The organism is Alistipes sp. cv1 (assembly GCF_900240235.1).
Lineage (GTDB): Bacteria > Bacteroidota > Bacteroidia > Bacteroidales > Rikenellaceae > Alistipes_A > Alistipes_A hominis.
The window spans coordinates 12,940-33,641 of the sequence record NZ_OEPW01000006.1; the positions used below are offsets into that span (position 1 = coordinate 12,940).

At 56.1% G+C, this 20,702-nt stretch carries 16 protein-coding genes; 6 read left to right on the plus strand and 10 right to left on the minus strand.

Features of this window, described 5'->3' with window-relative positions; translation table 11 throughout:
• Positions 1 to 27 precede the first annotated feature (27 nt).
• The 5 genes from C1A08_RS09995 to secA are packed head-to-tail and all read left to right on the plus strand — an operon-like array spanning position 28 to position 7,057.
• Entirely contained in the window at positions 28 to 1,656 is a 1,629-nt protein-coding gene (locus C1A08_RS09995) for an alkaline phosphatase family protein (protein WP_101573192.1), read from the plus strand.
• Positions 1,657 to 1,665: 9 nt separating this feature from the next.
• A complete protein-coding gene (locus C1A08_RS10000; protein ID WP_101573194.1) occupies positions 1,666 to 2,088 on the plus strand; it encodes a SufE family protein in 423 nt (140 codons plus the stop codon).
• A 10-nt stretch (positions 2,089 to 2,098) separates the two neighbouring features.
• Entirely contained in the window at positions 2,099 to 2,422 is a 324-nt protein-coding gene (locus C1A08_RS10005; RefSeq protein WP_055206301.1) for an iron-sulfur cluster assembly protein, read from the plus strand.
• Positions 2,423 to 2,431: 9 nt separating this feature from the next.
• Positions 2,432 to 3,706, plus strand: coding sequence for a DUF2851 family protein (locus C1A08_RS10010; RefSeq protein WP_101573196.1), 1,275 nt, complete (start codon positions 2,432 to 2,434; stop codon positions 3,704 to 3,706).
• Between the two features lie 54 nt (positions 3,707 to 3,760).
• A complete protein-coding gene (secA, locus tag C1A08_RS10015) occupies positions 3,761 to 7,057 on the plus strand; it encodes a preprotein translocase subunit SecA (RefSeq protein WP_055206305.1) in 3,297 nt (1,098 codons plus the stop codon).
• Between the two features lie 135 nt (positions 7,058 to 7,192).
• On the opposite strand, the gene thrC is transcribed toward secA, so the two are convergent.
• The 6 genes from thrC to thrA are packed head-to-tail and all read right to left on the minus strand — an operon-like array spanning position 7,193 to position 15,655.
• Positions 7,193 to 8,494, minus strand: a complete 1,302-nt coding sequence (gene thrC / locus C1A08_RS10020; RefSeq protein WP_101573198.1) for a threonine synthase — start codon at positions 8,492 to 8,494, stop codon at positions 7,193 to 7,195.
• Between the two features lie 43 nt (positions 8,495 to 8,537).
• Positions 8,538 to 9,749, minus strand: coding sequence for a cofactor-independent phosphoglycerate mutase (locus tag C1A08_RS10025; RefSeq protein ID WP_101573200.1), 1,212 nt, complete (start codon positions 9,747 to 9,749; stop codon positions 8,538 to 8,540).
• A 23-nt stretch (positions 9,750 to 9,772) separates the two neighbouring features.
• Positions 9,773 to 11,020: an alpha/beta hydrolase family protein gene (locus C1A08_RS10030; RefSeq protein WP_101573202.1), complete on the minus strand. Its 1,248-nt coding sequence runs from the start codon at positions 11,018 to 11,020 to the stop codon at positions 9,773 to 9,775.
• A 26-nt stretch (positions 11,021 to 11,046) separates the two neighbouring features.
• Positions 11,047 to 11,895, minus strand: coding sequence for a rhamnulose-1-phosphate aldolase (gene rhaD / locus C1A08_RS10035; RefSeq protein WP_101573204.1), 849 nt, complete (start codon positions 11,893 to 11,895; stop codon positions 11,047 to 11,049).
• A gap of 16 nt (positions 11,896 to 11,911) precedes the next feature.
• The gene (locus tag C1A08_RS10040; protein WP_101573206.1) at positions 11,912 to 13,207 is read right to left on the minus strand and encodes a hypothetical protein; all 1,296 of its coding nucleotides are present in this window, start codon (positions 13,205 to 13,207) and stop codon (positions 11,912 to 11,914) included.
• Positions 13,208 to 13,219: 12 nt separating this feature from the next.
• Positions 13,220 to 15,655: a bifunctional aspartate kinase/homoserine dehydrogenase I gene (gene thrA / locus C1A08_RS10045; RefSeq protein ID WP_055206317.1), complete on the minus strand. Its 2,436-nt coding sequence runs from the start codon at positions 15,653 to 15,655 to the stop codon at positions 13,220 to 13,222.
• Between the two features lie 406 nt (positions 15,656 to 16,061).
• Between thrA and C1A08_RS10050 the strand changes: the two genes are divergently transcribed.
• Entirely contained in the window at positions 16,062 to 16,499 is a 438-nt protein-coding gene (locus C1A08_RS10050) for a DUF5606 family protein (protein WP_101573208.1), read from the plus strand.
• A 71-nt stretch (positions 16,500 to 16,570) separates the two neighbouring features.
• On the opposite strand, the gene C1A08_RS10055 is transcribed toward C1A08_RS10050, so the two are convergent.
• The 4 genes from C1A08_RS10055 to kduI form a co-directional block, all read right to left on the minus strand.
• A complete protein-coding gene (locus C1A08_RS10055; RefSeq protein ID WP_101573210.1) occupies positions 16,571 to 17,806 on the minus strand; it encodes a cellulase family glycosylhydrolase in 1,236 nt (411 codons plus the stop codon).
• Positions 17,807 to 17,941: 135 nt separating this feature from the next.
• Positions 17,942 to 19,039 carry a DUF4861 family protein gene (locus tag C1A08_RS10060; protein ID WP_172970814.1) on the minus strand — a complete coding sequence of 366 codons (1,098 nt, stop codon included), beginning with the start codon at positions 19,037 to 19,039 and terminating at the stop codon, positions 17,942 to 17,944.
• A gap of 13 nt (positions 19,040 to 19,052) precedes the next feature.
• Positions 19,053 to 19,847, minus strand: a complete 795-nt coding sequence (locus C1A08_RS10065) for a gluconate 5-dehydrogenase (protein ID WP_101573215.1) — start codon at positions 19,845 to 19,847, stop codon at positions 19,053 to 19,055.
• Between the two features lie 7 nt (positions 19,848 to 19,854).
• On the minus strand, positions 19,855 to 20,691 hold the full coding sequence (gene kduI, locus C1A08_RS10070) for a 5-dehydro-4-deoxy-D-glucuronate isomerase (RefSeq protein ID WP_055206364.1): 837 nt from the start codon (positions 20,689 to 20,691) through the stop codon (positions 19,855 to 19,857).
• Positions 20,692 to 20,702: the final 11 nt, after the last annotated feature.

Sequence of the window (20,702 nt, forward strand, 5' to 3'; positions counted from 1 at the left end):
TTTGTGAGTCTAAACGATTTTCCGGAGATGAAATTAAACCGATTTTTTATTCCCGCCTGCCTGATCCTGTTGGTTCATACCGGTGCCGCCGCCCAGAGCGTCGGAAAACCCAAATTAGTGATCAATATCGTTATCAGCCAGATGCGGTACGAATACCTGGAACGTTTCCGCGATAATTTCTCGGAAAACGGCTTCCGCACCTACCTCGACAGCGGGGTCAACTTCACCAATGCCCGTTGCAATTACATGCAGACCAATACGGTCGCCGGACTCGCCACGCTTTCGACGGGCACCAATCCGGCCGGGCACGGAGTCGCGTCGGAAAGTTGGTACAACTATACGACCAACGACAGCATTAACCTGATTGCGGACGACAAAGTGAAGGGATTGGATTGCGAAGAGGGCGAAAACCGCTTTTCTCCGTTGAACCTGACTGCCGCCACGTTGGGAGACCGCCTGCATGAAAGCGATCCGAAATCGAAAGTCGTGGCCGTTGCCGAAGATCCTTATTCGGCCGTAATCAGCGGCGGTTCGACCGGGAGCGCTTTCTGGCTCGATCCGGGAAAGGGGCAATGGGTGTCGAGCAGCTATTATTTCGAGAACCTGCCTTTCTGGGTCAAGAAATACAACGAAAAACGTTTCGCGTCGAGCCTGCTCGACCGGGAGTGGGTGCCCGACAAATCGTTCGCCGCATATAAGAATACCGATACGACCGTGCTCAATTTCAGCGCCCGGCCGTCCGGTTTCAAGAATTTCTTCCGCAGCATCTTGAAGATATTTAAAAAAGAACCCGAAAAGTACGATCTGGCCTCGCTGCTCTATACGCCGTTCGGCAACATGTTGGTGACCGATTTCGCGCGCGAAGCGATCATCCTGGAAGAACTGGGCAAGGACGACCATACCGATCTGCTGACCGTTTGCTACGATTCGCCCCGGTTGATATGCGAGTATTTCGGACCGCAGTCCATCGAAGTGGAGGATATGTATTACAAGCTCGACCGGGAAATCGGCGAGCTGACGGGCTTCGTACAGGCGCAGTTCAAGCCGGGAGAGGTCGTGCTGGTGCTCACTTCCGACCACGGGAGCAGCAATACTTACCGGGAGCAGAGCCGGATCCCCGGGGGACAGTTCAACGTCGATCAGTTCAAGCTGATCATGAACGGTTTCCTCAGCGCTCAGTACGAACCGGGCAACTGGATTCTCGGATACAGCAGCAGGCAGTTGTACCTGAATCGAGAAATGATCTATAAGTACGGATTCAATCTGGCGGAAGTCCAGGCGCGCGCGGCAGCGTTCGCCCTGCAGTTCCGGGGCGTATCCGGCGCGCTGACCTCGACCGATCTGCAGAGCGGCGCGTTCGGGAGAGGATACGGCGAAAAAATTCAGAACAGTTTCTACCCGAAGCGGTCGGGCGACGTTGTGATCAACTTGATGCCGGGCTGGATCGAACAGCGCGAGCACGCCGTATCGTTGTCCGGATCGCTTTATGAATACGATACGCACATTCCGTTGCTGTTTCTGGGTAGCGGCGTTCCGGCGGCGGCTGTGGAACGGGATGTGGAGTTGTCCGACGTCGCGCCTACCCTGGCACGCATCATGCAAATCCCGCTTCCGGACGCCGTAACGGGAAAAGTGCTCGAAGAAGTTGTTAAATAGTTTGAAGAGATGACGATTAACGAAATGCAGGACGAGATCGTTGAAGAGTTTTCCGTATTCGACGAGTGGCTCGACAAATACGAGTACCTGATCGAATTGAGTCGGGAGCTGCCGGCGATCGACGAGAAGCACCGGGTCGAACAGTATCTGATAAAAGGATGTCAATCCAGGGTGTGGGTCGACGCCGAGTTGAAAGACGACGGACGGATCTATTTCACCGCCGACAGCGACGCGATCATTACCAAAGGGATCATCGCGCTGCTGATCCGGGTGATGAACGGCCGGACGCCGGATGAGATCATCGACGCGGATCTTTATTTCATCGACCGGATCGGGTTGCGCGAGAACCTGTCCCCTACCCGGGCGAACGGGTTGCTGGCGATGATAAAGCAGATGAAACTGTACGCGCTGGCGTACAAAAGCAAAATGTAAGTCAACCGTTATGACGACACCTCAGGATATCATGCGGATGGAACAGGATATCGTTCTGACGCTGAAAAATATTTACGATCCGGAAATCCCGGTCAACATTTACGACTTGGGGCTGGTTTACGAAATCGACGTCGAGCCGGACGGAACGGCTAATATCCGAATGACGCTGACGGCTCCGAACTGTCCGATGGCGGATCAGTTGCTCGAAGAGGTCAATGAAAATGTCGCCAAAGTGGAAGGAATCACTTCCGTCAACGTCATTCTGACGTTCGATCCGCCTTGGGATCGTAGCATGATGTCGGAAGAAACCCTGCTCGATCTGGGCTTAATGTAAACCGGCGTTATGGCATCGTCCGCAGGCAAAATCGAAGAACTGATCCGATTGGTCTGGTGCAGGCAGCTCTACACCGGCGTCGGGGGGCCTGCGTTCGGCGTCATCGGGCACGGCAGGGCCAATCCCGGCGAAGGGATGGAGTTGCTGGACGTTCGGTTCGAATTGGACGGAACGGTTTATCGTGGTCCCGCAGCGATCCATGAATACGCTTCGGACTGGTATAAGCATGCCCATCACGAAGACCCCGGTTACGATCACTGCGTGTTGAACCTGGTCGTTCACGACGACGCAGTTATCTGTCGCGCCGACGGTTCGGTGATTCCCAACGCGGCGATCGTTTTCCCGCGGGAACTGGCCGAACGCTACGAACGGTTGCTTGGCGAAAGCGGTTCATACAGGTGCGGCGCCTTGTTGGCCGGAATGCCGGAGGTAAAGCGGTACAACCTGCTTACGGAATTGACCTGCGAGCGTCTCGAGCGTAAATACGACGAGTTTCTGCAACGTTACCGGCAGGCGGATAACAACTGGAACGAAGCGTTTTACGTTTCGCTGTTCAGGGCGGTCGGGGCCGGGTCCAACCGCGAATCCTATGAGCGACTGGCGCGAACGGTATCTTTTACGCAAATCTGTCGGGTGCGGGAGTCCGTCGCGTCGGCCGAAGCCCTGTTGTTGGGTGCGGCCGGATTGCTGGAGGCGGAGCCTTCGGACGACTATTCCGATAAACTGCGATACGAATTCAAACATCTGAGCCGGCGTTTCGGGATCGTTCCGATGCACCGCAACGCATGGAACCTCCGCTCGGGACGTCCCGATCAGAAACCGGTGTTGCGTATTGCCGAACTGGCCGCGCTGCTGGTTTCCGGCGAGTTTTTTTTCTCCCGTTTGGTCAATTGCAAAACGCAGCGCGACATCCGGCAGGTCTTTTCGGCCTCCGCTTCGGAATACTGGACGACTCATTACTGTTTCGGGCAGCCTTCGGGACGCAGTGTGAAACGGTTCGGCGATATGATGCTGGATAACCTCGGCATCAATCTGGTCGTCCCGATGATTTTCGCATACGGCAAAATCACCGGAAACGAAGAGCTGAAAGAGAGGGCGATCGGGATTCTGGAGGAGATCCGCGCAGAAAACCATATCCGGATCGTCAGGGAGTGGAAAACGCACGGCGTCGCCGCCGACAACGCTTTTTTCTCGCAGGGGTTGCTCGAACTGACCCGGGAATATTGCGAGAAAAAACGTTGCGCGTACTGTAATATCGGGAGAATCGTGCTGTGTTCTCAATAAAAAACATTAAATTTACGCGTTATTTTTCAACGTCTTAATCAATAAGAAAGGAATATGAGTGTAGTAACCGGATTAATTAAATTGTTTTTCGGAACGAAGAGCGAGAAAGACCGCAAGGCGATTCAACCCTATGTAGACAAGATCAAAGCGATATATCCGTCCATCGAACAACTTACCGTCGATGAATTGCGAGCGAGAAGCGCCGGCCTGAAAGCCGCCATCGCCGAATATATCAGCGCAGAGGAACAGCAGATCGCCGAACTGAAAGTGCAGCTTGAGAACCTGGACACCTCTTTGGACGACAAGGAGCGCATCTCGAAGCAGATCGATACGCTGACCGAAGAGATCGACCGCAAGATCGAGGAGAAACTCGACGAAATCATGCCGGAGGCTTTCTCCATCATGAAGGAGACCGCCCGCCGGTTCAAAGAGAACGAGGAGATCGTCGTGACGGCGACCGATTTCGACCGGGAGCTGGCCGCCGCCGGCAAGGATTTCATCCGGATCGACGGCGACAAGGCCGTTTACAGCAATTCGTGGGTAGCCGGAGGGAACAAGATCGTGTGGGATATGGTGCATTACGATTGCCAGCTTTTCGGCGGCGTCGTGCTGCATAAAGGAAATATCGCCGAAATGGCGACCGGCGAAGGTAAGACGCTGGTGGCGACGCTGCCCGTGTTCTTGAACGCGCTGGCCGGGAAGGGCGTGCACGTGGTGACCGTCAACGATTACCTGGCGCGCCGCGACTCCGAATGGATGGGGCCGCTGTATCAGTTCCACGGATTGTCGGTGGATTGCATCGACCGACATCAGCCCAATTCGAAAGCGCGCCGCAAGGCTTATATGTCCGATATTACGTTCGGGACGAACAACGAGTTCGGTTTCGACTACCTGCGCGACAACATGGCGTTCTCGCCGGACGACCTGGTGCAGCGCAAGCACCACTATGCGATCGTCGATGAGGTCGACTCGGTGTTGATCGACGATGCGCGGACGCCGCTGATCATTTCTGGGCCGGTTCCCAAAGGAGACGACCAGATGTTCGAGCAATACCGCGGGGCGGTCGAGAACCTGTTCAATCTGCAACGGAATCAGGTGACTCAGCTCGTCGCCGATGCGAAGAAGCTGATTGCGGAGGGTAAAACCGAAGAAGGGGGTATTCTGCTTTACCGGGCCCATAAAGCGCTGCCGAAGTACAAGCCGCTGATCAAATACCTCAGCGAACACGGTATCAAGGCGCTGATGCAGAAGACTGAAAATATTTACATGCAGGATAATAACCGGCGTATGCCGGAAATCGTCGACGACTTGTTTTTCGTGATCGACGAAAAACTCAATTCGGTCGAGCTGCAGGATAAGGGGCAGGAAGTGCTGTCGAAAAGCGTCAACGAGGAGAAATTCTTCGTGCTGCCCGATATGGGTTCCATCGTCGCCGACATCGAGAAAAGCGATATGAGCCCCGAAGAAAAGGCGGCGAAAAAGGACGAGGTGCTGAACGACTATGCGATCCGTTCGGAACGTCTTCATACGGTCAGTCAGTTGTTGAAGGCTTACAGCATGTTCGAAAAGGATGTCGAATACGTGGTGATCGACAACAAGGTGAAGATCGTCGACGAACAGACGGGGCGTATCATGGAAGGCCGCCGTTATTCGGACGGGCTGCACCAAGCTATCGAAGCGAAAGAGCGCGTGAAGGTCGAAGCTGCCACGCAGACGTTCGCGACCGTTACGTTGCAGAATTATTTCCGTATGTACCACAAGTTGGCCGGTATGACCGGTACGGCCGAAACCGAAGCCAGCGAACTCTGGAATATCTACAAGCTGGATGTCATCGTCATTCCGACCAACCGTCCGGTGATCCGCGACGACAAGGACGACGTAATCTATAAAACCAAGCGGGAGAAATATGCCGCCGTTATCGAAGAGATAGCCAAATTGGTCGAGGCCGGACGTCCGGTGCTGGTAGGCACTACTTCGGTCGAGATTTCCGAGTTGCTGAGCCGTATGCTGAAACTGCGCGGGATCAAGCACAATGTTCTAAATGCCAAGCAGCACCAGCTTGAGGCGCAGGTTGTGGCCGAAGCCGGACGCAAAGGACAGGTGACCATCGCCACCAACATGGCCGGTCGCGGTACCGACATCAAGCTGACCGACGAAGTGAAGGCCGCCGGCGGTCTGGCAATCATCGGTACCGAACGGCACGAGTCACGCCGGGTCGACCGTCAGTTGCGCGGACGTGCCGGACGTCAGGGAGACCCCGGTTCGTCGCTGTTCTTCGTATCGCTGGAAGATAACCTGATGCGGCTGTTCGGTTCGGAACGGATCGCCGGACTGATGGACAGAATGGGATTGAAGGAAGGCGAAGTGATCCAAGCCGGTATGATGTCGCGGGCGATCGAACGCGCGCAACGTAAGGTAGAGGAGAACAACTTCGGTATCCGTAAGCACCTGCTCGAATACGATGATGTGATGAACGCCCAGCGCGAAGTGATTTATACCCGCCGCCGCCATGCCGTTTACGGCGAGCGGATCGAGGTCGATCTGAACAACATCATGGTCGATTTCGCCGAAAGTTTCGTCGAGACGTACGGCGACGGCGAATACGAGGACTTCAAGTTCGAGATGATCCGCCAGGTGGCCGTGCAGCCTTCGTTCAACGAGAACGAGTTCGAAGAGGCCAAGAAAAAGCGCGAGGTGTTGGCCGGTATGGTCGTTAAGGATTTCCAGGACGCCTATGCCCGTCGCATGGCGAGCATTGCGGCGACTACCTATCCGGTTATCAAGAACGTGTACGAAAAGAACGCCGCTCAGTACGAGAATATCTACGTTCCGGTGTCCGACGGACGTCGTGTGTTCAATGTGCCGGTAGACCTTAAAAAAGCTTATGACAGCGAAGGCAAGGAGGTATTCAAGCATTTCAGCAAGGTGATCATGCTGGTCATCATCGACGAAGACTGGAAAGAGCACCTACGCGAAATGGACGATCTGCGCCAGAGCGTCCGGAATGCTTCGTACGAGCAGAAAGACCCGTTGTTGATCTACAAGTTCGAGTCTTACAACTTGTTCAGCAAGATGCTGGAAAAAGGGAATCGCGAAATTCTTTCGACGTTGTTCAAAGCTTTCGTTCCCGTCAAGGAAAATCCGGACGTGACCAAGCAGCAAATGCCGCAGCCCAAAACGGATCTGTCTCAGTTGCAGACCTCGCGGAACGAGGCGGCCGCAGCCGCCGGTTCCAGGGAGAAAAGCAAGCCTGCTCCCGTGCATGTCGAGAAGAAGGTGGGACGAAACGATCCGTGCCCCTGCGGCAGCGGGAAGAAATACAAACACTGCCACGGCAAGATGGAAGCCTAAGCGCGCTTCCTTATTACGAACAGAGACGATCCCCTTTGGGGTCGTCTCTGCTTTTATATGGCCGAATCGGGAAGTTTTCCCGCAAAACGGGCGGCCCCTTTTGTAAAGTGCCGCCCGTTTTCGAAGTATGTTTCGTTATTGCCTGTCCGATAAAAATCGTTTGAACGTATCGAAGTCGGACGGAAGTCTTACCGATAGTTTCTGCCCTTTCATGAATTCGGCCAGCCGCTGCGGAACGGCAACAGGCTGCCCGATGATCGGCTCTACCGTATCTTTGAATTTGGCCGGATGCGCCGTTTCGAGGAAGACGCCCGTTTCGCCCGCTTGCAGTCCCTCTTTCAATGCCTGATAACCGCAGGCTCCGTGCGGGTCGAGCAGGTATCCGGTTCGTTTCAGCGTGTCGGCCAGGATCGAACGGATCCGGTCGTCGCTGTACCGTGCGCCGCTGATGTCGGCCCGGATCGCGTCGATCGACTGGCCGTACAGATCCAGCACGCGCACGAAATTACTCGGATCGCCCACGTCCATCGCATTGGCCAGCGTAGCGACCGACGGCCGCGGCGTGTAAACGCCCGTAATCAGGTATTGCAGGAAAATGTCGTTGCTGTTGTTGGCCGCGATGAAACGTTTTACCGGCAACCCCATCCGTTTGGCGAACAGGCCGGCCGTGATGTTGCCGAAATTACCGCTCGGAACGCTGACTACGATCTCCCCGTTCTCCCCTGCCCTGCGCATCTGCGCGTAAGCGTTGAAGTAGTAGAATGCCTGCGGCAGGAAGCGGGCTACGTTGATCGAATTGGCCGAAGTCAGCCGGAAACGTTCGTTCAGTTCCCGATCGAGGAAAGCGCTTTTGACCAGCCGTTGGCAGTCGTCGAACGTGCCGTCGATCTCAAGGGCCGTAATGTTCCGGCCGAGCGTCGTAAACTGTTTTTCCTGGATCTCGCTGACCTTGCCTTTCGGGTAGAGCACCACGACGTCGATGCCCTCCACGCCGAGGAAACCGTTGGCCACGGCGCTGCCGGTATCGCCCGACGTGGCGACCAGCACGCTCACCCGACCGTTGTCGCGACCGATAAAGTGGGACAGCATTCGGGCCATGAAACGGGCTCCGACGTCTTTGAATGCCAGAGTCGGCCCGTGAAACAGTTCGAGCGAATAAATTCCAGGTTCGACCCGGACGACCGGCGTTTCGAAACTCAACGTATCGCAGACGATCTTTCGCAGCGTTTCATGCTCGATGTCGTCTCCGAAAAACGCCTCCGCTACACGGCAGGCGATCTCGTGGAACGACATGGATGCGATTCCATCGTAAAACGAACGGGGCAGTTTTTCAATTCGTTCGGGCATGTAGAGTCCCTTGTCGGGAGCCAGGCCTCGGACGACCGCTTCGCCGAGCGTAACTTCCGGCGCCGTATGGTTCGTGCTGTAATATTTCATCGTTTTTTTGCTTTTACCGACGGCCCGCTGGCCGCTTTTCGTACTATTTTCTTAAAATGAATCGTTCCATGAACTGATCGCCCGAAAGGTCGCCATAACTGCCTTTCCGGGCTGCGAATTCGTCGAACGCCTGCACCTCGTCGCCCGGTTCGTTCGTCCGGTAGATCGTGAACGGGATCGGTTTCGACGTGTGGGTGCGGAGCGCGCACGGAGTCGGGTGATCCGGCAGGATGGCGATCGAAACCGGCTCGTCCCAGGTCGAAACGGCGTCGAGGATCGGTTTGACGATGCGCCGGTCGAGGTATTCGATCGTTTTCATCTTCAGCGCGACATCGCCCTCGTGCCCCGCTTCGTCGCTGGCTTCGATGTGCAAAAATACGAAATCGTGCGTGCGGAGCGCTTCGATGGCAGCTTGCGCTTTCCCCTCGTAATTCGTATTGTAAAGCCCCGTAGCGCCTTCGACATCGATCGATTCGAGGCCGGCATAGACGCCGATTCCTTTAATCAGGTCTACCGCCGAAATCACTACGCCGCTGCCGATTCCGTAACGCTGCATCAGCGTCTGCATCTGCGGGCGATAGCCCGGCGACCATGGCCAGATGCTGTTCGCCGGATCTTTTCCGGCCGCTTTGCGGGCCAGGTTGACCGGATGGTTTTCCAGCAATGTCATCGAACGTTCGATCAGTTCGTTCAACTGCCGAGCGGTCGGCTCTCCGTCGGTGTCGGCGGCCCTGACCAAAACGTCTTTGTAAGGAGTGCCCGGCACGTCGTGCGGAGGCGTCGTAACGATGCGTTTGCTTCCTCCCTTGATTTTCAGCAGGTGCCGATATGAAACTCCCGGAAAGAAGTTGACGTCCTCGCCGCCGAGTTCTTTTTGCAGGAAGGCGATCAGTTCGGCGGCTTCCGCATTCGAGATGTGTCCGGCCGAATGGTTTTTGATTTTTCCGTCCTCGATCGTAATCAGGTTGCAGCGCATGGCCATCTCCCCGTCTTCGATCTTGACTCCCATACTGGCGGCTTCCAGCGAGCCGCGTCCCTCGAAAACTTTCGGAACGTCGTAGCCGAGTACCGACAAATTGGCGATTTCGCTGCCCGGAGCGAATCCGGCAGGAACCGTAGCGAGCATTCCGCTGCGACCGTGCGCCGCCACCCAATCGATGGCCGGTTTGGAAACCGCTTGCAGCGGAGTTTTGTTTTCCAGGGCTTCGATCGGCTCGTCGGCCATGCCGTCGCCCAAGACAATGATGTATTTCATATGTCGTATTTTAAAATTTCAAATCATTCGGGGCTAATGAACTCCGTCGAAACGGACATCAACCGGACGTCTTTCAGCGTTACGAATCCGAACCGGAACCCTTCCTGCGGCAGCGGTGCCGTGAAAGTCCCCTTTTCGCGGTTCAACGTCCCCCCGACCGTGTGCCATACCCGGTGCGCGTTGTCCGACAGCGTATCGTTCGTATAGTAAAACTCGGCCGAATAGGGAAATATGCCTGTGCGGAACGAAACCCGCAGACTGTCGTCCAGGCTTACGTCCGTTATCCGGATCGGCGGATATCCATCGCCGACCGCGCTTTCGAAAAAACACCGGATTTCGGCCGGTTCCCACCCTTCGTAATGTCCGTGCCGCATACCGGGACGGATGCAAACTTCGCGGAAACGCTGCGGAATCAGGCGGCAGCTTTTCTGGTACTGGGGCACATCGAAAGCGGTATCGGTGTTTCCGTTGACCATCAGCATCGGGATGCCGACGTACGGGAGATACACGGACGGGTCCAGATCGCGCATCCACCGTGCTTTTCCGTCGGCCGACAGCTTGCCCATGCCGTAGTCGAAGAATTTCAGTTCGTCCATGTATCCGCATCCGTACACCGGCGCCGCGGCTTTGAAGCGGTTATCGAGCGCGGCGACGATACAGGTCAGGTAACCGCCCCAACTGATGCCCGTCAGGCACGTCTTGTCCGCGTCCACCTGTTTCATGGAAAGTAGCAGCGAGTGCGCCAGAATTGCGGACGAGACGGCGTGATAAGTCCACGAACGTTTCATGTCTCCGTTTTCTGCCTGCATGAATACGGCTTCGTCGTCGCCGAGATTCGGCCCTCCGTCGGGCAGCGGCCGGATCTCCGGCCCGTTGCCGCACAGATCGATCGCAATGGCGGCATACCCTTCGGCCGCCCATTTTTCGACCCATTGTCGGAAAGCCCATCCGGCGCCTCCGTGAAGCAGTACGACGCCCGCATACTTCTTTTTCCCGTGCGGGCGGTTCGCTAGTAAATCGGGGTCGGAGTAATAAGCGAAAACCCGGGTCGGTTTGCCCTGATAATCGACGCTGCGCAACAGCAACGAACGCACCCCGTCGCCGGGCGCATCGTCCAGCCACTCGACTTGCGGAACCCGACTCAACAGGGCGAGGTCCCACAGCCGGTTAACCTCGCCCACCGGTTCGTTGTCGATAACAGGAACCGTTTTCCCTCCCGCAAGGCCCGTGCTCAAGCACCCCAGCAGCAATATGGTAAAAAACGCTTTCATGTCGGCTCGTCGTTTTCGTGATCGTTTTAATCCCGGCGTATCATTAACGCCGACGTATCGGCATCGATGCAATCGGGGGCGGGAGTTACATGGAAATTGGCGGCGATCCGGCACACCACATCCGTAGACGGCGCGCAGCGCATACCGCCGGCGGCCATTGCCTTCAGGTAGATACCCGCCGCCTTGTCGGCCATGTGGATCAGGCCGAACGCCGCGTCCAGGTTGCGTCCCCGGGCGAATACCCCGTGATGCTGCCACATGGCCATCGACCGTTTGCGGAAGGCTGCGGCCGTAGCGTCGGCGATTTCGTCGCCGCCGGCCATCATCCACGGGATGAATTCGATGCCCTGCGGAAATCCGACGACGCACTCCACATGCGACTGCCAAAGCAGTTTGCTGAGCAACGGGGTCGTCAGCTCATGCAGGTAAGTGAGCGCGATCAGGTTCGGCGTGTGAGTATGGATCACGACGTGATCCGCTCCCTCCGAGACCTCTTTGGCTACGCTGTGCGATTTCAAGTGGGCTGGCAGTTCGCTGGTGGGCCGTCCTTCCGGTTCGAATCCCCACAGTACCCGGTAGTTCTCCCCCTTGGAATCCATTTCGATCACGCCCAGGTTTTTTTCGGGAGCGATGCTGATATTCCTCAAAAAACGGGTAGTCCCCGAAAACATGAATTTTTCGCCGGCCAGGTTCGGCAGCGAAACGCGCGCCGGGGTCCAGTCCGATTTGACCGCGAGTGGTAGGCCCGCCATCTTGTCGGGTTCCAGACGCTGACTGATATTGCCGCCGTTGGCTTCGCACCAGCCCAGAAACCACATGTCGGAACTGGTTTTTATCGCTTCCTTTATGAATATCGGATCATTCGTCGTCTTCATATCATTCTTCGTATTTCTATTTATTCAGTACTGCGGAAACCGGTTTGCCCGTTTCGTCGAACTTCGGTATTTTCCAGTATCCGTATCCGATGTGCCGGGGCGTATGCCCGATCGAATTTCCTTTGATGGCGTCGTAAACCAGCAGTAGGGTTTCGTCGTCGACCCTGAGCACCGAAGGGAAACCGATCGCTCCGGTCGCCCATCCGTCTTTGGTGCACTTCGCATCCACGACTACGGTACTGTTGCGGTCATCCCAGTGATCGACGTCTTTCGTCCAGTACACGACGTTGCAATCGGTCGCGTTGTACTGCTGGTTGAATTGGTTGGTGAACAGAAAATGGTAACCCGAAACGGGGTCGAAATAGTAATTCGCATTTTCGGGGGCCGTCTTGTTCTGACGGTCGTTGGGAATCCTTTCCCAGCTCGCCGGCACGCCGGCGAATCCGCCCGGGATCTCGATCAGGGGTCCCAGTATCGGCTTGTCGACCCGCCATCCTTGCGGATTCGGATCGCCGTCCCAATCCTGCACTGCTTCGAGGTCGTTCGAACGGACAATCGCAATGTTGGCCCCGCAGGTCGCGAACATCATGTATTTCAGGTTGACCGTATCTTTTTTGCCCTGCCATTTCGGGTTTACGATCACGGGGCCCGGAACGGTGATCCCCTGCGGGAAAGAGCCGTTAGTGCCTTTGTAGAAAAGCACCGATTTCTCTTTCCCCGGTTCCCGGTTGATTTGTTTCCATTCGCCTTCGATTCCTTTCGGGCCTTTGGTTTCGGCTTTCGCCAGACAACTCGAATAATAGACGGCCGGCGTCCCTACGTCGTCCCCGATCGGGGCGGCTCCGTCCGCCCCCAGGTAGTAGGCGTACCAATACTTCGTGTCCCGGTCGTAATAGAGCCATGCGCTCGATGCGCTCCAAAAGTCCTTGTAGCCCTTTTCGGCGCCTTGCGGATCGTCGTCGACGCCGCATTTGAGTTTCGGCCCCAGCCGTTCCCAGTTTTTCAGATCCTTGCTTTTGGCCAGGTGGGTACGCCACAGGTGATTCTCCGCATCCGTATCGCCCGGCTGATGTCCCTCGTGCGTAGCGGCCCCATCGTAAAACAGGTAATAGGTGTCCCCGACCTTGTAGATATTGGGTTCGCGCATACCCCGACCGTCCGATTCGTAATACCGCTCGCCGGGCTCGCTCGGCGAAATAAGGATTCCCCGGTCGTCGATAGGCATCCGGTAAGTGGCCACCGCATGCTGCCCGAACGAAACGCCCGGCATCAGCGCCCATACGAATAAAAGAAAACGGAAATTACTCATCATCTGTTGCTCTGTTTACCGGATATTCGCAATGCTGATAATGTCCGCGAAGACGCCTGCGGCAGTCACTCCGGCTCCGGCTCCGTATCCTTTGATCTGCATCGGATACTCCTTATAGCGTTCGGTTGTCAGCAGGATTACGTTGTTGCTGCCGGCCAGGTGGTAGAACGGGCTTTCGCTGTCTACCTCGCGCAATCCCACTTCGGTCTTGCCGTTTTCCATTGTGGCGATGAAACGCCAGCGCTTACCGCTCGCTTCGAGCTTTTTGCGGCGCTGTTCGAATTCGGCGTCGATCTCGGGAATTTTACGCCAGAAATCCTCGACCGATCCTTCGAAATATTTTTCGGGGATGAACAGGTGCTTTTTCACGTCGGCTTGTTCGACTCGGTACCCGGCTTCGCGGGAGAGAATCACCAGTTTGCGGATTACGTCCATGCCGCTCAGGTCGATCCGCGGGTCGGGTTCGGCATAACCGGCTTCCTGTGCCATTTTGATCGCTTTGCTCATCGGCACGGTCGCGCTCATCTCGTTGAAAATATAATTTAGCGTTCCGGAAACCACCGCTTCGATTTTCAGGATGCGGTCGCCGCTGTTGATCAGATCGCTGATCGTATTGATGATCGGCAGGCCCGCTCCGACATTCGTTTCGAATAGGAACTTGACTCCCCGTTTACGGGCAATCGATTTGAGTTCGTGGTAACGGTCGTATTCGGACGACGCCGCGGTCTTGTTGGCGGCCACGACCGAAACGTTGTGCTCCAGCAGATCCTTGTAGATATCCGCAACCTCGGCGCTGGCCGTGCAGTCCACGAAAACGGAGTTGAAAATATTCATCGACAGGATCGCATCCCGGAATGCCGCCGGCGTCGAGACGTTTTCCGAACGCCGGAGTTCGTCGCGATAGGTCTTCAGGTCGAGACCGTCGCGGTCGACGATATACCGTTTGGAGTTGGTCGCGCCGACCACCCGGATCTGCAAGGAATTTTCCTTCATCAGCTTGGCCTGCTGCAGGCGGATCTGTTCCAGCAAGTTGCTTCCGATCAGCCCCACTCCGGCGATAAAGATATTCAACACCTGGTAATCGGACAGGAAGAACGAATCGTGAAGCACGTTCAACGTCTTGCGCAGGCTGTCGAGCGACACCACGAACGAAATGTTGGTTTCCGAAGCCCCCTGCGCGCAGGCGATCACATTGATCCCGCTACGGCCGAGCGTGCCGAACAGTTTTCCGGCGATACCCGGCGTGTGTTTCATATTTTCGCCGACGATCGCGATCGTGGCGAGATTCGGTTCTTTTTTGATCTTATTGATTTCCCCCAGCGCGATTTCCTGCGCGAACTCTTCAGTCAGCACTTCCATCGCGAGATCCGCGTCGTCGTTGCGCACGCCGATCGAGGTCGTATTTTCGGACGCCGCCTGCGAGACGAGGAATACGCTGATTCCCGATTTGGCGAGCGTTTTGAAAATCCGGTAGTTGACGCCGATAACGCCGACCATGCCCAAGCCCTGGATCGTGATCAGGCAGGTGTCGTTGATCGACGAGATTCCTTTGATCGCCCGGCTGGCATCCCCCGACGACTCCCGAGAAATGGCCGTGCCTTTCGAATCCAGGTTGAACGTATTGCGGATCACGATCGGAATATTTTTGTGGTAAGCCGGGAAGATCGTCGGCGGATAGATCACCTTCGCTCCGAAATTGCATAGCTCCATCGCTTCGACGTAACTCAGGTGTTCGATCACGTACGCATCGTTGATAACCTTCGGGTCGGCGGTCATAAAGCCGTCCACGTCCGTCCATATCTCCAGCGCGGACGCTTTCAGCGTCGATGCGAGGATGGCCGCCGTATAGTCCGATCCGCCTCGGCCGAGATTCGTCGCGTCGCCGTTGGCCAGGTCGGTTGCGATGAAACCGGGGACGATCGCCACGTGAGGCATCTTTTCGAAACGGCGTTCGATCAATTTTTCGGTGGATGCGAAATCGACCACATGGCGGTTGAACAGCGGTTTGGTTTTGATGAATTCCCGCGCGTCGTACCGAACCGAACCGGCAACCGCGCCGCATACGATCTCCGACGAAAGCCGTTCTCCGTAGCTGAGGATCATGTCGGTCGTTTTCGGGGAGAGATCCCGGATCAGGTAAACCCCTTTGAAAATATTGCTCAGTTCGTCCAGCAGTTCATCCAGCCGGTTTTGAACTCCCGGCCGGTTTTCGGGCAGCACGATCTTTTCGACGAGTTCGTTGTGGCGGGCGATCATGGCCGTACACTGGGGCATATAAGCTTCGTCGCCGGCAGCAGCCAGACGAGCCGTAAGCAACAGTTGATCCGTTATGCCTCCCAAGGCCGATACCACTACGATCACATCCTCGGAACAGGATTCCACGATTTTCTTTACTTGCGATAGCCCTTTTTCGGAACCGACCGAAGTCCCGCCAAATTTCAATACTTTCATCGGTTTATTTTTCATAAATTACGTTTAGTCTTTCGGCACCAACCGGACGATCCGCCTTTTTGCCGTTCGGCGAGCCTTCCGGCGCGGAAAATTTCTCCGCGCTTTTCAACCTGCAATAATAGGGAAAAAAACCGCAAAAACCTAATTTCGACACCGATCCGGGGGCATTTTATCGGTTTGTTTCGTGTGCCGAAGGCTCGTTTACTGGGGCTCCGGTTTGCAGCGACAGCTCCGCAACGAAACGGCGTTCCCCGGGAAAGCCTCGGGAGCCGTCGCTGCGAACCGGTATGCAAATTATAGCGAGCGGATGTTACCGGAATATTTAATTTGTGCGACATTTCCGAAAAGCAATGCATTTTCGGTTTTTTATTGTACTTTTGGAACCGCAAAACCAAAAACAAGTTTTATGAAGTTGAAAGATGTTCTGGCCATCTCGGGTCAGGGAGGATTGTTCAAGTTCGTGGCGCAGAGCCGCAACGGCATCATCGTCGAATCGCTGGCCGACGGAACGCGCACCTGCGCCCCGGCGACCGCAAGGGTCAGCTCGCTCGGAGAGATCGCTATTTTCACCGACGGGGAAGACATGCCGTTGGCCGAGGTTTTCCAAAAGATTTATGAGAAATGCGAAGGTAAGCAGACGATCGATCCCAAGTCTCCCGCCGAAGCGCTGAAAAAATATTTTGCCGAAGTGCTGCCCGAATACGATCGCAGCCGGGTTCATGTTTCCGACATGAAAAAAATGGCGACGTGGTATAACCTGCTGGTCGCTTCGGGAATGACCGAATTCAAAACCGGGAACGAAGAGTCTCAAGAAGAATCCGGCGAAAACGGCCAACAATCGTAACGCGGCACACCCGGATGTTATAAAACGAAAACGGATCTCGTCGAGATCCGTTTTCGTTTTTTGTCGAGTGTTCACTTCCCCGTTTCTCGGGCATATTTTTCGTTGTATTCCCGGATCAGGCCGAATAGGTACTGTCCCCGAGGCTCCGTCGCCGTGAAACTATGTTCGACATCTCCTCTCAACGCGAAATTCCACAGCAGGGTGAGTTGTACTCCCGCGTCCAGGAAAGCGTCGTAATACTTGCGGTAAGCCTCTTCGGACTGCAACACGCCTGCGAATTCGCCGACCACATATGCTTTGTTGAGCGTTCGTGCGGCATACATCGCTTCCCGGAGCTGCCGGTCGAGCGACACCTTTCCGCAGTCGGAAAATTTTCGGCCGGTTTCGTAAACGTGTTCGGTTACGGTATTGATCGGATACGGATTGAACAGGTTCGTAATCGCACGGTACTGTCCGGTATCGTCCGTATCCCAGGAGTTTTCGACGTACTGATGGTACTGGGAAGGCCTGAGGGTCGCGTTGCCCGACAGGATCATCCGCGAGTCGGGATCCTTCGCCCGGACGATATCGGCGAAAGTACGGAATGCGAAATGAATGTCGTCCCCTTTCGTCCAATTGGCGGGATCTTCCGTATCGAACCGCTCCTGCCAGTTCGGCAGGTCGGCCTGCAAATTCAGTTCGTTGCCGAATTCCCAACCGAAAATACTCTTGTATTCCCGCAGAGCCGTTACGACGTCCTCGGTGTACCGCATGAGGAAACCGACTGTCCGGCTACCTGCTTTTCCCCAGCAGCGGTAAGGTTCGCCGTAGTAGAGCGAAACGGCCGAGTAGTTCCAGAAAAAGCTCGGGATCAGGCCGATTTCGCACTGCTGGGCATAAGCGGCGACTTTGCGAAGCGCAGCCAGGTAGTCGTCCCGGTGATCCGTATAGGCGGGGAGTTCCTCGCTGTAAAAGACGCCGCAATTGAAACGGACGACGCCGACGCCCTGTTCTTTCAGTATATCCAGCGAAGCGTAGGCGTCGGTAAGGTCGATTCCGCCGTCTTTCAGGCAATACGAAAAAAGGCCGTAGCAGTTCACTCCGGTAGCATGGTATTCCCGGCCGGCCAGGCAAATGACCGCTTCCGAAACGGCATTTACGCCCGTTGCGGGCACATTTTTTACATAGAGTCCTTTGCGGACGCTTTCGTTGTTCCAGTAACGGGTTTGCAGGTCGGAAATACCGGCTCCCTTGTCGGACGGACGATTGCAGCCTGCGGTCGACAGTACGGACAGCAGCAGTAGGGCGGATCGAAAAAATCGTTTCATAAATTCGGGTTTGGATTGCACCGGCAAAAGTAATATCCCGGTCGGAAAATAAAAAATTTAACCCGTATTTTACCGGTAAAGGCCGGCGGTTCGCACCGTCGGCCTTTACGTTTTGTCCGGAATGATCCCGGTCGGTTACCGGATGTCGACGACCAGCGGAGCGGCGAGTCTGGCGGATTCGTTTTTCACCTCTTCGAACCACGCTTTCGCATCTTCCGTACCGGCTTTGCTCCAGCCTGCGCCGGTGTAATAGGTGAACGGTTCGTTCGCTTTTACGGACGTAAGCGCCAGCAAGTGACCGCAGTTCTCGACGCTCTGCGCGATGCCCTCGGGAAATACTACGCCGATGCCGGTATTTCCGTCGTTACCGGCCGCCGGTTCCCAATAGGCGATGCAATGTCCGTCCTGCATCCGTTCGCCTCCGTCCCGCAGTACGATGCCCGCTGCCGCTTCCATCGACCGGTCGTAGATCTCGGTCACCCGGTTGAAGCGGGTGTTGGCATCCAGCGAGATGATCCGCTTTTCGGTTACCGGCCGGTCGCCGACCCGGTACGGAGCGTAGGTCAGTTCGAACGTGATCCGGATCGGGCCGTTGTCCAGAATCCTGGATTCGACGAAATTGTTTCCGAGCCAGACCGTATCGTTCAGGTAAGGAGCCATCGCTCCGGCGCCGAGCGTCCGGCCTACTTTGTAGCAGTCGAGCCCTTCTCCGTGGTCGGTGTGGTAATCGCCGTTTTTATACCATTTATCCACGACCAGGTCGCGCGTGCGTTTTTGCCAGATGTCGATCCCGTTGCTGATCTCGCCGGTTGCCTGCAGGGCCGGACCGTACATACGGAAACCGATCAGGTTGTTTTCCCAGGCGAAATCGTCCATTCGTTCGGGCACCAGTCGCCCGAATACCTGCGGTGTCGGCGGAGCCGGACGACCTTTGCGGATCTGGTATTTTTCCGAAGCGTCGCCGATCAGAGATATCTGGAAAATCAGGCTCTGCGGCGTTTCTTCGCCGAGCGTCACGGCCTGGCACGGCAGCGTATCCCCGTCGGGCGTCAGTACCACGACTTCCTGCGGCGCGACGCCCGGCAGCGCGGATTCGACTTTTGCCCAGGGAATTTCCACCGTTTCGTAAATTCGTTCCAGACCGGTCGGATTCGTTACCTCGACGACCAATTCCCGCGTGCACGACGCCCATGTCAGCGCGCACGATGCGACAGCCAATAAAATCAGTTTCATATGCGATATCATTTTAGTTTTCATTGGCGGCCCGCCCCAGCGAAGCCAGGATACCGCCGTCGACATACAGAATGTGTCCGTTTACAAAATCCGACGCCCGCGATGCGAGGAACACGGCCGCTCCGGCCAGGTCCTCCGGATCGCCCCAGCGCGATGCCGGGGTGCGGCTGACGATGAATTCGTTGAACGGATTACCGTTCACGCGGATCGGCGCCGTCTGTTCGGTCGCGAAATAGCCGGGGCCGATGCCGTTGACCTGGATGTTGTGTTTCGCCCATTCGGTTGCCAGATTTTTCGTCAGCATTTTCAATCCTCCTTTGGCCGCGGCGTAAGCCGTTACGCTGCTGCGCCCGACCTCGCTCATCATCGAACACATGTTGACGATCTTGCCGTGTCCGCGGCGGATCATTCCGGCGGCGACCGCCCGCGACATCAGAAAAGGCGACGTCAGGTCGGTCGCAATTACCTCGTTCCACTCCGGCAACGTCATTTCCAGCGCCGGAATCCGCTTGATAATCCCCGCATTGTTGACCAGGATATCGATCGGGCCCGCTTCCCGTTCGATCCGGGCGACACCTTCGGCGACGGCCTGCTCGTCGGTCACGTCGAACAAATAGCCTTTTGCGTCGATTCCTTTGTTCTCATATGTTTTCAGCGCCTTGTCGAGCCGGTCGGCCGAATGTCCGTTGACCGCCAGCGTAGCCCCGGCTCCTGCCAGCGCCGTCGCCACTGCCATGCCAAGACCGTGTGTGGCTCCGGTTACCAGCGCCACACGTCCTTCCAGGGAGAAAAGTTTTCGTATATCCATCGCTTCGTTATTTTAGATCGGTTACGGCGCAGGTGTCCATATCCCCGTAATCGAGGTTTTCGCCGGCCATGCCCCAAATGAACGTATAGTTATGGGTCGCGCAGGCCGAATGGATCGACCAGGCCGGGGAGATCACCGCCTGGTGCTTCCGCATCCAGATGTGGCGGGTCTGTTGCGGCTGCCCCATAAAATGGCATACGGCCGCGTCCGCCGGAAGTTCGAAATAAAAATAGGCTTCCATGCGCCGGTTGTGCGTATGGGCCGGCATCGTGTTCCACACGCTGCCCGGTTCGAGTTCGGTCATTCCCATTTGCAACTGACAGGTCGGAAGCACCTGTTTGACAATCAGTTTATTGATCGTACGCGCGTTCGAATCTTCGAGCGAGCCCATTTTGGCGACGACCGCGTCGGACTTGGTTACTTTCCGATCGGGATAGTTCCGGTGGGCCGGTGCGGAATTGATGTAGAACAGGGCCGGTGCGGAAGCGTCCGCAGAACGAAACGTTACCGTCCGGTCGCCGCTGCCGAGGTAGAGAGCCTCCTTGTAATTCAGTTCGAACGTGTTGTCGCCGGCTTGTACCGTGCCTTTTCCGCCGACGTTGATGATCCCGAGTTCACGGCGATGCAGGAAAAAGGGAGCTTTCAGCGGGTCGATCGGCGTCAGTTCGAGCGGTCGGCCGACTGGCATGATCCCTCCGACGATCAGTCGGTCGTAAGCCGAATAGACGAGCCGGATATCGTCCGGTTCGAACAGTTTTTCGATCAGGAATTCCCTGCGGAGCCTGTCGGTGTCGTACCCCTTCGCATCGTCCGGGTGTGCGGCATAGCGTTCTTCGTATTGCATATCGTTTTTCA